The 13695-nt window shown below is 69.1% G+C and carries 12 protein-coding genes; 10 read left to right on the top strand and 2 right to left on the bottom strand.

Annotation, left to right across the window (positions count from 1 at the left end):
• Nucleotides 1-160: 160 nt before the first annotated feature.
• The 5 genes from ITJ62_RS09055 to ndk all read left to right on the top strand — a co-directional run bounded on the left by ITJ62_RS09055 (nt 161) and on the right by ndk (nt 6578).
• Complete coding sequence (locus ITJ62_RS09055) at nt 161-811, top strand: TetR/AcrR family transcriptional regulator (RefSeq protein WP_192018081.1); 651 nt, start codon at nt 161-163, stop codon at nt 809-811.
• Between the two features lie 239 nt (nt 812-1050).
• Complete coding sequence (ileS, locus tag ITJ62_RS09050; protein WP_194601146.1) at nt 1051-4419, top strand: isoleucine--tRNA ligase; 3369 nt, start codon at nt 1051-1053, stop codon at nt 4417-4419.
• Entirely contained in the window at nt 4409-5788 is a 1380-nt protein-coding gene (locus ITJ62_RS09045) for a folylpolyglutamate synthase/dihydrofolate synthase family protein (RefSeq protein ID WP_194601144.1), read from the top strand. Before ileS ends, ITJ62_RS09045 begins: the two co-directional genes overlap by 11 nt.
• Entirely contained in the window at nt 5785-6159 is a 375-nt protein-coding gene (locus tag ITJ62_RS09040) for a DUF4233 domain-containing protein (RefSeq protein ID WP_194601141.1), read from the top strand. The genes ITJ62_RS09045 and ITJ62_RS09040 overlap by 4 nt, the downstream gene beginning before the upstream one ends.
• Before the next feature lie 2 nt (nt 6160-6161).
• Nucleotides 6162-6578: a nucleoside-diphosphate kinase gene (ndk, locus tag ITJ62_RS09035; RefSeq protein WP_064295600.1), complete on the top strand. Its 417-nt coding sequence runs from the start codon at nt 6162-6164 to the stop codon at nt 6576-6578.
• 87 nt (nt 6579-6665) lie between these two features.
• On the opposite strand, the gene ITJ62_RS09030 is transcribed toward ndk, so the two are convergent.
• Complete coding sequence (locus ITJ62_RS09030; protein ID WP_064295599.1) at nt 6666-7265, bottom strand: vitamin K epoxide reductase family protein; 600 nt, start codon at nt 7263-7265, stop codon at nt 6666-6668.
• A 309-nt stretch (nt 7266-7574) separates the two neighbouring features.
• Between ITJ62_RS09030 and ITJ62_RS09025 the strand changes: the two genes are divergently transcribed.
• A complete protein-coding gene (locus tag ITJ62_RS09025; protein ID WP_194601138.1) occupies nt 7575-9992 on the top strand; it encodes an Rne/Rng family ribonuclease in 2418 nt (805 codons plus the stop codon).
• A gap of 10 nt (nt 9993-10002) precedes the next feature.
• On the opposite strand, the gene ITJ62_RS09020 is transcribed toward ITJ62_RS09025, so the two are convergent.
• A complete protein-coding gene (locus ITJ62_RS09020) occupies nt 10003-10293 on the bottom strand; it encodes a DUF4031 domain-containing protein (protein WP_064295598.1) in 291 nt (96 codons plus the stop codon).
• Nucleotides 10294-10628: 335 nt separating this feature from the next.
• On the opposite strand from ITJ62_RS09020, the gene rplU reads away from it, so the two are divergent.
• The 4 genes from rplU (at nt 10629) to proB (ending at nt 13657) form a co-directional block, all read left to right on the top strand.
• Nucleotides 10629-10937, top strand: a complete 309-nt coding sequence (rplU, locus tag ITJ62_RS09015) for a 50S ribosomal protein L21 (RefSeq protein WP_079002324.1) — start codon at nt 10629-10631, stop codon at nt 10935-10937.
• A gap of 20 nt (nt 10938-10957) precedes the next feature.
• Nucleotides 10958-11215, top strand: coding sequence for a 50S ribosomal protein L27 (gene rpmA, locus ITJ62_RS09010; RefSeq protein ID WP_056006626.1), 258 nt, complete (start codon nt 10958-10960; stop codon nt 11213-11215).
• Nucleotides 11216-11306: 91 nt separating this feature from the next.
• A complete protein-coding gene (gene obgE, locus ITJ62_RS09005) occupies nt 11307-12881 on the top strand; it encodes a GTPase ObgE (protein ID WP_194601135.1) in 1575 nt (524 codons plus the stop codon).
• The gene (proB, locus tag ITJ62_RS09000; protein ID WP_079002325.1) at nt 12878-13657 is read left to right on the top strand and encodes a glutamate 5-kinase; all 780 of its coding nucleotides are present in this window, start codon (nt 12878-12880) and stop codon (nt 13655-13657) included. Before obgE ends, proB begins: the two co-directional genes overlap by 4 nt.
• The last annotated feature ends 38 nt before the right edge of the window (nt 13658-13695 follow it).

The raw sequence follows: 13695 nt of genomic DNA, 5'->3' as shown, positions 1-13695 counted from the left end.
GGGCACAGGGACTCCAGAAGGCGATCGACCGGGTGCTGAGGGCCCGGTGGCGGCGTCGGACGAATTATTGGACGCCGTCTCGGAACCAGCATAGAGCCTCAGCACCACGCCCCGACCCCTCGCACGACGGCTAGGCTCACAGGCGGCGGAAGGAGCCCACATGGCACGACCACCGGCACGGAACGCCGTCGGCAGACCCCGACGATCCTCCCGACGCGTCCTCGAGGAGGCGGCCGCCGAACTCTTCCTCGAACAGGGATACCCCGGCACCACCGTCGACCAGATCGCAAGCCGCGCCGGCGTCAGCCGCAACACCTTCTTCAACTACTTCGGCTCCAAGAGCGACGTCCTCTGGGTCGACGTCGACGCCGCGCTCGCCGGACTCGAACGGGCGCTCGCCGCAGGCGGGGACACCCCTGCAACGGACGTCGCCGACGCGATGCCGTCACTGCAAGCCGCCCTCCTGGGCATCGCCGAGGAGCGCTCGAACGGCGCCGTGCCCTGGGCGCTCACGCAGATCGAGCTGATGGACACCGCGTGGGAGCTGCAGGCGTCCGGACTCGAACGTCTGCTGCGTCTCCAAGCCGTGCTCCGGGTCTCGCTCGCTCGCCTCGCCGTCCGCGCCGACGAGCTGACGATCCGGTCCGCCGCGGCGGCACTCGCCGGCGCGATCGTCGCCGGCGCCGGGGCCTGGGCGGCGGCAGGTGTCGGCCGGGGCGAGCTCGGCGACTACCTCCGCCGCGCGATCGCTCCGGTGGTGGACGGGTACGGCCGCGCTCTCGCCCGGATCGACGGGCCGAGCTCCTCCTAGCCGACCCTCCTCGGAGCTGCTCCGCAGGCTGTACGATGGGACCATCGACATCGATCCGGCCATCACCGGGGAGTCCTCGGCAGAACAGCGACCGATTAGCGGGAGCCCAGTAGAACCGAGCGGGTCAGGCCCGTCACAGCCGATGTAGAGCGGCCGTTCCAGTGGAGCGGCAAGCGGGGTGGTACCGCGTCGGCAACGCCGGCGTCCTCGCAGGACCCACGAGACCTGCCAGGAGAACGATGAGCTACCCGAAGTCCCAGGAACCGACCCCAACCGAGTCGGCGTCGAACGGCGCTGCGTTCGGCGTGACGCCGTCGCCCAGCTTCCCCTCGATCGAGGAGGGGGTGCTCGCCCGTTGGGCCGCCGACGGCACCTTCCAGGCCTCCATCGACCAGCGCGAGGGCGCTCCCGAATGGGTGTTCTACGACGGCCCGCCCTTCGCGAACGGCCTCCCGCACTACGGACACCTCCTCACGGGCTACGCCAAGGACCTCTTCCCCCGGTTCCAGACGATGCGCGGCAAGCAGGTGCACCGCCGGTTCGGCTGGGACACCCACGGCCTCCCCGCCGAGCTCGAGGCGGAGCGCCAGCTCGGCATCACCGACAAGCGCCAGATCGACGAGATGGGGCTCGCCGCCTTCAACCAGGTCGCACGCGACTCCGTCCTCCGCTACACGGAGGAATGGCAGGACTATGTGACGCGCCAGGCGCGCTGGGTCGACTTCGAGCACGACTACAAGACCCTCGACGTGACCTACATGGAGTCGGTCATCTGGGCCTTCAAGCAGCTCCACGACAAGGGCCTCGCCTACGAGGGCTACCGGGTGCTGCCCTACTGCTGGCGCGACCAGACGCCGCTCTCCAACCACGAGCTGCGGATGGACGACGACGTCTACCGCTCCCGCCAGGACCAGACCGTCACGGTCACCTTCCCGCTGGTCGGTCCGAAGGCCGAGAGCCTCGGGCTCACCGCCGTCCGCGCGCTCGCCTGGACGACCACGCCCTGGACCCTGCCGACGAACGCCGCGCTCGCCGTCGGGCCCGACATCGAGTACGCGGTCGTCCCGGCCGGCCCGAACGGCACCCCCGACGCCACGGTGCTCCGCGAGGAAGGCTCCTCCCACGCCGACACCGAGGTCCTCGGCGGCGAGTACCTCATCGCCTCGGCGCTGCTCGGCAACTACGCGAAGGACCTCGGCTACGACTCCCCGGCCGAGGCGCAGGCCGCCGTCTCCCGGACGGTCGTCGGGCGCGAGCTCGAAGGCGTCTCCTACGACCGCCTCTGGGACTACTACGCCGACGCCGAGTGGGGCATGGAGCAGGCCTGGCGCATCCTCGTCGCCGACTACGTGTCGACCGAGGACGGCACCGGCATCGTGCACCAGGCTCCCGCCTACGGTGAAGAGGACCAGAAGGTGTGTGAGGCCGCCGGCATCCCGGTGATCGTCTCCGTCGACGACGGCGGGAAGTTCCTCCCGGAGGTGTCCGACGTCGCCGGTCTCCAGGTCTTCGACGCCAACAAGCCGCTCACCCAGCTGTTGAAGGCACAGGGCCGCCTCCTGCGTCAGGCGAGCTACGAGCACTCCTACCCGCACTGCTGGCGCTGCAAGCAGCCGCTCATCTACAAGGCGGTGTCGAGCTGGTTCGTCCGCGTGCCCGAGTTCCGCGACCGCATGGAGGAGCTCAACCAGGAGATCACCTGGGTCCCGGAGAACGTCAAGGACGGACAGTTCGGCAAGTGGCTCGCGGGTGCGCGCGACTGGTCGATCAGCCGCAACCGGTACTGGGGCTCGCCGATCCCGGTGTGGAAGAGCGACGACCCTGCCTACCCGCGCATCGACGTGTACGGATCGCTGGACGAGCTCGAGGCCGACTTCGGCGTGCGCCCGACCGATCTGCACCGCCCGTACATCGACGAGCTCACGCGGCCGAACCCCGACGACCCCACCGGCCGGTCGACGATGCGCCGCATCACCGACGTCCTCGACGTCTGGTTCGACTCCGGATCGATGCCGTTCGCCCAGGTGCACTACCCGTTCGAGAACCGCGAGTGGTTCGACTCGCACAGCCCCGCGGACTTCATCGTCGAGTACATCGGCCAGACGCGTGGGTGGTTCTACCTCCTGCACGTGCTGTCGACCGCGCTGTTCGACCGCCCGGCGTTCACGAGCGTCGTGAGCCACGGCATCGTCCTCGGCAGCGACGGCCAGAAGATGTCGAAGTCGCTGCGCAACTACCCCGACGTCAACGAGGTCTTCGATCGCGACGGTTCCGACGCCATGCGCTGGTTCCTCATGTCGAGCTCGGTGCTGCGCGGCGGCAACCTCGTCGTGACCGAGGAGGGCATCCGTGAGGGCGTCCGTCAGGTGATGCTGCCGTTGTGGAACACCTGGTACTTCTTCTCGCTGTACGCCAACACGGCGGTGCCTGGTGGCTACGACGCCGTGTGGCGCACGGACTCCACCGACGTCCTCGACCGCTACATCCTCGCCAAGACGCGTGAGCTCGTCGTCACCGTGACCGACCACCTCGAGGCGTTCGACGCGACCCTCGCAGCGGCCTCGCTGCGGGACTTCGCGGACGTCCTGACCAACTGGTACGTGCGTCGCTCCCGCGACCGCTTCTGGTCGACCGACGGTGGCGTCTTCGACCGCGACGCCTTCGACACGCTCTACACCGTCCTCGAAACGTACTGCCGGGTCGCCGCTCCGCTCCTGCCGCTCATCACGGAGCAGATCTGGACCGGCCTGACGGGCGAGCGCAGCGTGCACCTCACCGACTGGCCGGAGCCCGAGGCGTTCCCGGAGGACACGGTGCTCGTCGAGGCGATGGACCGGGTCCGCGAGGTCTCCGGCGTCACCCTCGCCCTCCGCAAGCAGGCCGGTCTCCGTGTCCGGTTGCCGCTCGCCTCGCTCACCGTGGTCACGCCCGACCCCGCGTCGCTCGCACCGTTCGAGGCGATCCTCCGCGAGGAACTCAACCTCAAGGCCGTCTCCTTCGCCGAGTTGACCGACACCAGCGGCACCGAGTTCGGCGTCACCTCGCGCCTCTCGATCAACGCCCGCGCGGCGGGTCCGCGCCTCGGCAAGACGGTGCAGCAGGCGATCAAGGGCGCTCGGAGCGGCGACTGGTCAGAGGTCGACGGCACGGTCACGGCCGGCGGCATCGAGCTCGTCGACGGCGAGTACGAGCTCGTCATGGAGGCCTCGTCGGGCGCCGCCGGTGGTGTTGCGCTCGCGCTCCTGCCCTCGGGCGGCTTCGCCCTCCTCGAGACCACGCTGACGCCCGAGCTCGAAGCGGAGGGACTCGCCCGCGACGTCATCCGTGCCGTGCAGGACACCCGGAAGGCGGCGGACCTGCAGGTGAGCGACCGGATCGGGCTGCAGCTCCGATTCGAGGACGACGCCGACGAACGCGCGGTGCGCAGTGCCCTCGACGTGGTCGACCTCGCCGGCGACACCCTGGCGACGTCCCTGACCTGGTCCGACGACGAGGCGCAGGCTGGAGCGTCGGGCTTCGCCCAGTCGTTCGCGGCCGGGAAGTTCGGCAACGCCGGAGCCTTCACCGTGACCGTCGCGCGCGCAGAGGAGACCGCCGATGTCCGATGACCTGATCCCCGGAGACGAGTTGTCCGCGGCCGATGCCGCCGACGCCGTGTACCGCGAGCTCCTGGAACGGCTGGGGGAGGCCCAGCCGCAGCCGCGTCTCGGTGCCACCAAGCGGGCGCTCGAGCTCCTCGGCAACCCGGAGTCGTCCTTCGCGATCATCCAGATCGCCGGAACGAACGGCAAGACGAGCACGGCGCGCATGATCGAGAGCATCCTCCGCGCCCACGGGCTCCGCACCGGTCTCTTCACGAGTCCGCACCTCGTCCGGTTCACCGAGCGCATCGGGATCGACGGCGAGCGGATCTCCGACGAGGCCGTCGCCAGGAACTGGGACGACATCAAGCCGTATCTGGCGATGGTCGACGCCGAGCTCACGGCGGCCGGTGAGCCCGCGCTGACCTTCTTCGAGGCGCTCACCGTCCTGGGATTCGCGTGCTTCGGCGACGCCCCCGTCGACGTCGCCGTCGTCGAGGTGGGGATGGGCGGTGCCTGGGACTCGACGAACGCCGCCGATGCCGAGGTCGCCGTCTTCACGCCCATCGACCTCGACCACGTGCAGCGGCTCGGCAAGACGATCGCCGAGATCGCGCGTACCAAGGCCGGCATCATCAAGCCCGGAGCGCAGGTGGTCTCGGCCGCTCAGCACCCCGACGCACGACAGGCGATCATCGACGCCGCCGCGGCGGTCGACGACCCGGCCGTGTTCGAAGGTGAGGAGTTCGCCCTCGTGCAGGACGCCGTGGCGGTGGGCGGCCAGCTCATCACCGTTCGAGGGCGCGCCGGCACCTACCCGGAGCTGTACCTCCCGCTCTACGGCGACCACCAGGGACGGAACGCGACGCTCGCGATCGCCGCAGTCGAGGCGTTCCTCGGCGGAGCGACTCAGCCGATCGCGGAGGACGTCCTCGCGGAGGGGCTGACCGAGGTCGCCTCCCCGGGGCGTCTGCAGCTCATCGGCACCGAACCGACCGTGCTCGTCGACGCGGCACACAACCCGCACGGCGCCGCGTCCCTGGTCGCCGCACTCGGCAGCTACTTCGACGTCGACGAGATCGCCTTCGTGGTCGGCATCCTCCAGGACAAGGACGCCGCCGGCATCCTGACGACCCTGGCGCCAGCCGCATCCGGCTTCTTCTTCACCCAGTCGGAGTCGGAGCGGGCGATCCCCGCCGAGGAGCTCTCGCGCCTCGCCGCGTCGCTCGACCTGCCGGCGTCGACCTTCGCCGACACGCTCGACGAGGCCGCGGAGGACGCACGGCGCTGGGCCGAGGAGGCGCCGCGCCGGCTGGTGGTGATCACCGGCTCGATCACCCTCGTGGGCGAGGCGATCGAGGTCGCCGACGACCGGGAATGGAAGGCGACCGCATGAGCGGCATGGCACAAAGTCGGGCTCCACGGAGCATCAAGCAGACCCTCGGATCGATCATTCTCGGCTTCGAGATGATCGTCATGTTCCTCGGCGCGCTCGTCATCTTCGGGCTGAAGGCCCTCCCGGCCCCGGTCGCGTTGATCGGCGGAGCGGTGCTGTGTCTGATCATCGTCGCGACGATCCCGCTCCTGCGATTCCGCTGGGGGTATTGGCTGGGCTGGGCGGTGCAAGCCGCTATCGTGGCTACCGGCCTGCTCGTGCCGATGATGTTCCTCGTCGGCGGGATGGCCGCAGCCGTCTGGACCTATGCGATGGTCCAAGGCGACAAGATCGAGCGTCAGCAGGCGCTCTACCGAGAAGCGAAGGATTGACCGTGGCTGTTGAAGAAACCCTGGTACTCGTGAAGCCTGACGGCGTCGCACGCAACCTGACCGGCGAGATCCTCCGCCGGATCGAGGCGAAGGGCTATTCGCTCGTGGACCTGCGCATGGTCGAGCCGGACCGCGAGCTGCTGGCCGCCCACTACGCCGAGCACGAGGGCAAGCCGTTCTACGAGCCCCTCGTCGAGTTCATGCTGAGCGGTCCCGTCGTCGCGATCCGCGTCGCCGGCAACCGCGTCATCGAGGGCTTCCGCTCGCTCGCCGGCACGACCGACCCGACCACCGCCGCGCCCGGGACCATCCGTGGCGACTTCGGCCGCGACTGGGGCCTCAAGGTCCAGCAGAACCTCGTCCACGGTTCGGACAGCCCCGAGTCCGCCTCCCGCGAGCTCGCGCTCTGGTTCGCCTGACGCACCGACTCCGCACGACGAAGCCCGCCTCCGATTCCGGGGGCGGGCTTCGTCGTGCGCTGCAGGCGGCCGTTCGGGCCGCCGCCACTACAGGTAGGACAGGACGTCGAGGCGCAACTGGGCGATGACCGCCACCACGAGGTAGCACCCGAGCGTCACCACCACGATCCAGGAGGACACGACCCCGGCGACGCGGCGGACGGCGGGGGACGCCGGGATGATGCCGTTCCGCAGGGTGAACGCGGTCACTGCGATGAACGAGGGGATCGTCACCGACCAGGTGACCATGCACCACGGGCACAGCGTACCGAGGACGAAGATGCTCTGCGAGATCAACCAGATGACGAATCCCAGGGCACCGAGGAACCCAATGTTGAAGGCGATCCAGAACCACCGCGCGAACTGCGCACCGGCGAGGACCGCGACGCCGACGGCGATCGGGGCGATCCAGGCGGCGAGGCCGATGATCGGATTCGGGAATCCGAGGATGGCACCCTGCCAGGAGTTCAGGTTGACCCCGCACTGCACGAGGATGCTCAGATTGCAGCCGAGCTGGGCGTTCGGATCCTGCAGGAGCTGGAACTTGTCGAGGGTGAGCGCGAACGCCGCGATCCACCCGATGACGCCTGCGACGATGAGGAAGATCGCGAGGCCCCTGGGGCGCGCGTCGATGACCGGAGTTGACACGCCCTGATTCTCGCACGCCCGCCTGAACGGCGGCGGGACATGCCCGGGTGGTCCGTACTCAGGACCGTCGGCCCTGTTCGTGCGATAATCGTGGGGTGGTGCCCGAGCCGCGCTCGACCGCACGACACAACAGGCTTGTTGGGCAATGAGAGCCCAGGACCCGCCGGCACGTGCCGGCACGATCGTGAGAGCTCCGAGAGCCAGCGATCACACAGGATTTGCGAACGGCTGCACCCGCGGCCGCACGCACGAGACGAAGAACCGGAGGGTGGCGCGGCCACCGACCCGGCATAGGGGAGTACACCAGGAATGGTGAAAGAGCACACCGAGGATCCGGCCACGCCGGGGACCGAGCACGAACCGACCGACCAGCACCTCACGACGCCCGAGACGGCGGACGAGTCGACCAGCACCGAGACGGACGCCCAGGCGGCCGGGCCCGACGAGCAGTCGGCACCTGCCGCACCGGTGCGTCCACCGACCACGATGCTGCTGTTCCAGGCGCCCGACCTGCCGCCGATCGTCCACCGCGACGACGAACCGCTCGAGGCCGAGCTCAGCTCGTCGAGGCGTCGCACGCGTCGTCGTGCCGGCGAGGACGGACCGGAGCAGGGCGAGCGGGGTGGCGACTCGCGCCCCGACACCCGCAACGTGGTCAAGGTCCGCACGCCGCGTGAGCCGGAACTCATCACCGAACCGCAGAAGGTGCGCGGCTCGACGCGGCTCGAGGCCAAGAAGCAGCGTCGCCGTGACGGACGCGACGCCGGTCGTCGTCGTCCGGTCGTCACCGAGGCCGAGTTCCTCGCCCGCCGCGAGTCGGTCGACCGTGTCATGGTCGTCCGCTCCAAGAACGGCAAGACGCAGATCGGCGTGCTGGAGGACGGCGTGCTCGTGGAGCACTACGTCGCCAGGAGCCAGGAGGCGTCGCTCATCGGCAACGTCTACCTCGGCCGCGTGCAGAACGTCCTGCCCAGCATGGAGGCGGCGTTCGTCGACATCGGTCGCGGACGCAACGCGGTGCTCTACTCCGGCGAGGTCGACTGGGACTCCGTGGAGACGGGCAACCAGCCCCGCCGGATCGAGCTCGCGCTCAAGGGCGGCGACAAGGTCCTCGTCCAGGTCACGAAGGACCCGGTCGGACACAAGGGCGCGCGCCTGACGAGTCAGGTCTCGCTCCCCGGTCGGTACCTCGTCTACGTGCCGAACGGCTCGATGAACGGCATCTCGCGCAAGCTGCCCGACACGGAGCGCGCCCGCCTGAAGAAGATCCTCAAGGAGGTCCTTCCGGAGAACGTCGGCGTCATCGTCCGCACGGCCGCCGAGGGCGCGACCGAGGAGCAGCTCACGCTCGACGTCACGCGGCTGAAGTCGCAGTGGTCGGAGATCTCCCGTCAGATCGAGACGGTCCAGTCACCGGCACTGCTGCACAGCGAGCCCGACCTGCTCATCAAGATCATCCGCGACGTCTTCAACGAGGACTTCCACAAGCTCGTCATCCAGGGCTCGGACGCGCTGCAGGACATCCAGAGCTACCTGCGCGGCGTCGCCCCCGACCTGCTCGAGCGTGTCGAGCCGTACGACGGCACGGGCGACTCCTTCGTCGACTACCGCATCGCCGAGCAGATCGAGAAGGCGCTCGACCGCAAGGTCTGGCTGCCGTCCGGCGGATCCCTCGTGATCGACCGCACCGAGGCCATGACGGTCGTCGACGTCAACACGGGGAAGTTCGTCGGTTCCGGCGGCAACCTCGAGGAGACGGTCACCAAGAACAACCTCGAGGCCGCTGAGGAGGTCGTGCGTCAGCTGCGGCTGCGCGACATCGGCGGGATCATCGTCGTCGACTTCATCGACATGGTGCTCGAGTCGAACCGCGACCTCGTGCTGCGCCGCCTCGTGGAGTGCCTCAGCCGTGACCGCACGAAGCACCAGGTCGCCGAGGTCACCTCGCTCGGTCTCGTGCAGATGACGCGTAAGAAGCTCGGCCTCGGCCTGCTCGAGACGTTCAGCGAGCCCTGCGAGGTCTGTGCCGGACGCGGCGTGGTCGTGCATCACGACCCCGTCGTGAAGCACCGCCAGACGCCGCAGCCGGAGCAGCAGCGCCGGCGCGGTAAGGGCGGGTCCCAGGGCGGCCAGCCGTCCTCGAACGGCCAGAGCGCTCAGCAGAAGCCGGCCGGACAGACGCACGGGATCACCGACGACGCCAAGAACGCGCTCGCCCTGATCGCGGCGCGCACGCTGCACCATGAGGAGCTCGCCGCTGCCGAGGCCGTGGCCGACGCCGTCGTGGCCGAAGCGCAGCACACGCAGTCGCAGCACACCGAGGCGCAGGGCTCCGAGGAGTCGGCCGCGGACGAGTCCACGACGTCACCGGAGGATCAGTCCGGGTCGCATGACGGTCGTCGGAGCCGGCGCGAGAAGCGTGAACCGCGTCGTCGTGGCGGGGACGGGTCCCGGCGGAGTTCTTCGGAGGAACGCCCCACCGAGGCGCCGACCGAATCCGCGGCCCCGACGCTGGCCTTGCTCGACCTGCCGATCGCACCGGTCGCCGACAAGCCGCGTCGCGCAGCCGTCGCGGACCCCGAGCACCTGCTCGAATCCGTCCTCGACGCGCTCCCCGAGCCGAAGCAGCCGGGCCAGGGTCGCGGCCGGAGCCGCCGGGTGTCGACCGCCTCACTCGCGGGCGGACAGGCCGTCGGCTCGGACGGCGCGCAGCGTCAGGCCGAATAGTCCGGTCGTATCAGGACGGCGCGTCTCCTCGGGAGGCGCGCCGTTCGCGTGCGGTGATGCGCAAGCCGCTGGCGATGAGTCGACGGACCAGTTCGCCGCCGGTCACCGCGACGGCGCCGGCCGCCACGAGCGACGCATGGCGCTCGGCGGGGACGTCGTAGTGGTCGAGATCGAACGATCGCGGCGGGAGCCCGGTGCGTCCGGCGAAGGCGTGCAACTCCTCCAGGGAGCTGTCGCTCACCACGTGGGACCAGAGCGTGCCGTGCGCCGGCCACAGCGGGGGATCGATGAGCACCGTCATGCCTCCATCCAACCATCGAGCCTCCATCGCGATTCCCGTCCGTGGTCGGACGCGCCGGGCACCCGGCCGGCGTTCAGGAGCCCCCGGGGTACACTTGTCGAGTGCGTCCGGTGTGGGAGCCGTGAGGAGCAACCTCGGTCACGAGGTTCTGTGCCCACTGGTTTGACCTGGACTGCACGATGAAGTAAACTCGACCGTTGGTGTGCATTGAGTTTTCAATGCCACGCCCAACGGTTTTCTGCCATCAAGGTGTCCCACGTGTTCGAGCCTTTCCGAGCAGTAACTTCCAGCAACAGTCAGTCGGAGCGTTTCGCTCCCCAAAGAACGGGTACGTAGTGGTTTACGCAGTTGTGCGCGCCGGAGGACGGCAGGAGAAGGTCGAGATCGGAACCATCGTCACGATGGACCGGGTCAAGGCCGACAAGGATGGCAACATCGAGCTTCCCGCGGTGCTCCACGTCGACGGTGAGAAGATCATCTCCGACGCGAAGTCGCTCGCGAAGATCACGGTGACGGCCGAGGTGCTTGAGAACCTCCGCGGTCCGAAGATCATCATCCAGAAGTTCAAGAACAAGACCGGTTACAAGAAGCGTCAGGGGCACCGTCAGGAGCTCACGCGCGTCAAGATCACCGGCATCAAGTAAGGCATCGAGGAGAAGAAGAGATGGCACACAAGAAGGGTGCGAGTTCCACTCGCAACGGTCGTGACTCCAACGCACAGCGTCTCGGTGTGAAGCGCTTCGGCGGCCAGGTCGTCCTCGCGGGCGAGATCCTCGTCCGTCAGCGAGGCACGCACTTCCACCCCGGCGCCAACGTCGGTCGTGGCGGCGACGACACGCTGTTCGCCCTCGAGGCCGGCTCCGTGCAGTTCGGCAACAAGGGCGGCCGCAAGGTCGTCAACATCGTCGCTGCTGCAGAGTAGCAACAACGTCTTTCCAGCAGGGGGCGGGCTTCGGCCCGCCCCCTGCTGTCGTACAACCGAGTTCCATGATCCAGAGAGGGGCTGAGCGTCCATGGTCACATTCGTCGACCGGGTCACACTGCACCTGCGAGCGGGCGGCGGCGGCAACGGCTGCGTCTCCGTGAAGCGCGAGAAGTTCAAGCCGCTGGCCGGCCCCGATGGCGGCAACGGCGGACACGGTGGTGACATCGTGCTCGTGTCCGATCCTCAGATCACGACGCTGCTCGGGTACCACCGGTCACCGCACCGGAGCTCCGACACCGGCGGCTTCGGCATGGGCGACCACCGCAACGGGTTCCAGGGCGAGACGCTCATCCTGCCCGTCCCCGTCGGCACGGTCGTCAAGGACGTCGACGGCGTCGAACTCGTCGACTTCGTCGAGCCCGGCATGGAGTTCGTCGTCGCTCCCGGCGGCCAGGGCGGCCTCGGGAACGCGGCACTCTCCTCGACCAAGCGCAAGGCCCCCGGCTTCGCGCTGCTCGGCACGCCCGGTTGGGAAGGCGACGTCCTTCTCGAGCTGAAGACCGTCGCCGACGTCGCGCTCGTCGGGTACCCCTCCGCCGGCAAGTCCAGCCTCATCGCGGCGATGTCCGCGGCGAAGCCCAAGATCGCGGACTACCCGTTCACCACCCTGCACCCGAACCTCGGCGTCGTCGAGGCCGGTGAGGTCCGCTACACCATGGCGGACGTCCCCGGGCTCATCGAGGGCGCCAGTGAGGGCAAGGGCCTCGGTCTCGAGTTCCTGCGTCACGTCGAGCGCTGCTCCGCGCTCCTCCACGTGCTGGACTGCGCGACGCTCGAACCGGGACGCGACCCCATCAGCGACCTCGACATCATCCTGGCCGAGCTCGCCGCCTACCCGGTGCCGGAGGGGCAGACGCCGCTGGTCGAGCGCCCGCAGCTCATCGCCCTCAACAAGATCGACGTCCCGGAGGCGAGGGAGCTCGCCGAGTTCCTGCGTCCTGACCTCGAGGCGCGCGGCTACAAGGTCTTCGAGATCTCGACGGTCTCGCGCGAAGGCCTCCGACAGCTCTCGTTCGCGTTGAGCGAGCTCGTCGAGGAGAGCCGCGCCCGCGCAGCCCTCGAGGCCGCCAAGCCCCGGATCGTGCTCCGCCCGAAGCCGGTCGACGACTCCAAGTTCACCGTCACGGTCGAGGGTGGCACCTACGGCAACCTCTACCGCATCCTCGGCGCGAAGCCGGAACGCTGGGTGCAGCAGACGGACTTCAACAACGAGGAGGCCGTCGGGTTCCTCGCGGACCGCCTGGCGAAGCTCGGCGTCGAAGAGGCGCTCTTCAAGGCCGGTGCCGTCGCCGGCGCGACCGTGATGATCGGCGCGGGTGGCGGTGTGGTCTTCGACTGGGAGCCCACACTCACGAGCACCGCGGAACTGCTGACGCAGCCGCGTGGAACGGACCCGCGTCTCGACGCGAGCCACCGCCCGACGCGCAACCAGCGTCGCGACGAGTACTTCGAGCGCATGGACGCCAAGGCCGAGGCCCGTGCCGAGCTGCTCCGCGAACGTGCGGCCGGTCTCTGGAACGACGACGAGGGCTTCGAGGTCGGCTCCGTGCCGGCCGACGGACAGCAGGACGAGGGTGTCGCGACGGAGGACGACGACCGGTGACCATCCACCAGCGCAGTGGCATCCCCTCGGCGCGACGCATCGTCGTGAAGGTCGGGTCCTCCTCGATCAGTGGCGACAACGCCGGGCAGATCACTGCGCTGGTCGAGGCTCTGGCCGAGGCGCACGCCCGAGGCACCGAGGTCATCCTCGTGTCCTCGGGCGCCATCGCGACCGGGATGCCCTACCTCCGTCTCGACGCCCGTCCGAGCGACCTTGCGACGCAGCAGGCGGCTGCCGCCGTCGGGCAGAACGTGTTGATCTACCGGTACCAGGACAGCCTCGACCGGTTCGGCATCGTCGCGGGCCAGGTGCTGCTCACCGCCGGTGACCTCGAGAACCCCAGTCACCGGAGCAATGCCCAGCGGGCGATGGAACGCCTCCTCGGGTTGCGCATCCTGCCGATCGTCAACGAGAACGACACCGTCGCGACGCATGAGATCCGGTTCGGCGACAACGACCGCCTTGCCGCCCTCGTGTCGGTCCTCGTCGCGGCCGACGTCCTCGTCCTGTTGAGTGACGTCGACGCGCTGTACACCCGCCCTCCGCACGAAGCGGGTGCCGAGCGCATCGAGGAGGTCCCGTTCGGAGACACCCTCTCGGGCGTCACCTTCGGCGACATCGGCTCCGCGGGCGTCGGCACCGGGGGAGCGGGCACGAAGGTGTCGGCCGCCCGGTTGGCCGCCGAGGCGGGGACGTCCGTCCTCGTGACGTCGACGACGAACGTCGCATCCGCCCTCCGCGGTGAGCACCTCGGCACCTGGTTCCAACCGGCGTGACACGGAGAGCGTCCACCAGACGCCGCTGAGTAGAATCG

The sequence above is a fragment of the Plantibacter sp. VKM Ac-2876 genome (genome assembly GCF_015350715.1).
Classification (GTDB): Bacteria; Actinomycetota; Actinomycetes; order Actinomycetales; family Microbacteriaceae; genus Plantibacter; species Plantibacter auratus.
Note: the sequence above shows the minus strand (reverse complement) of the source record. Positions and strands in the feature narration are given on the sequence as shown.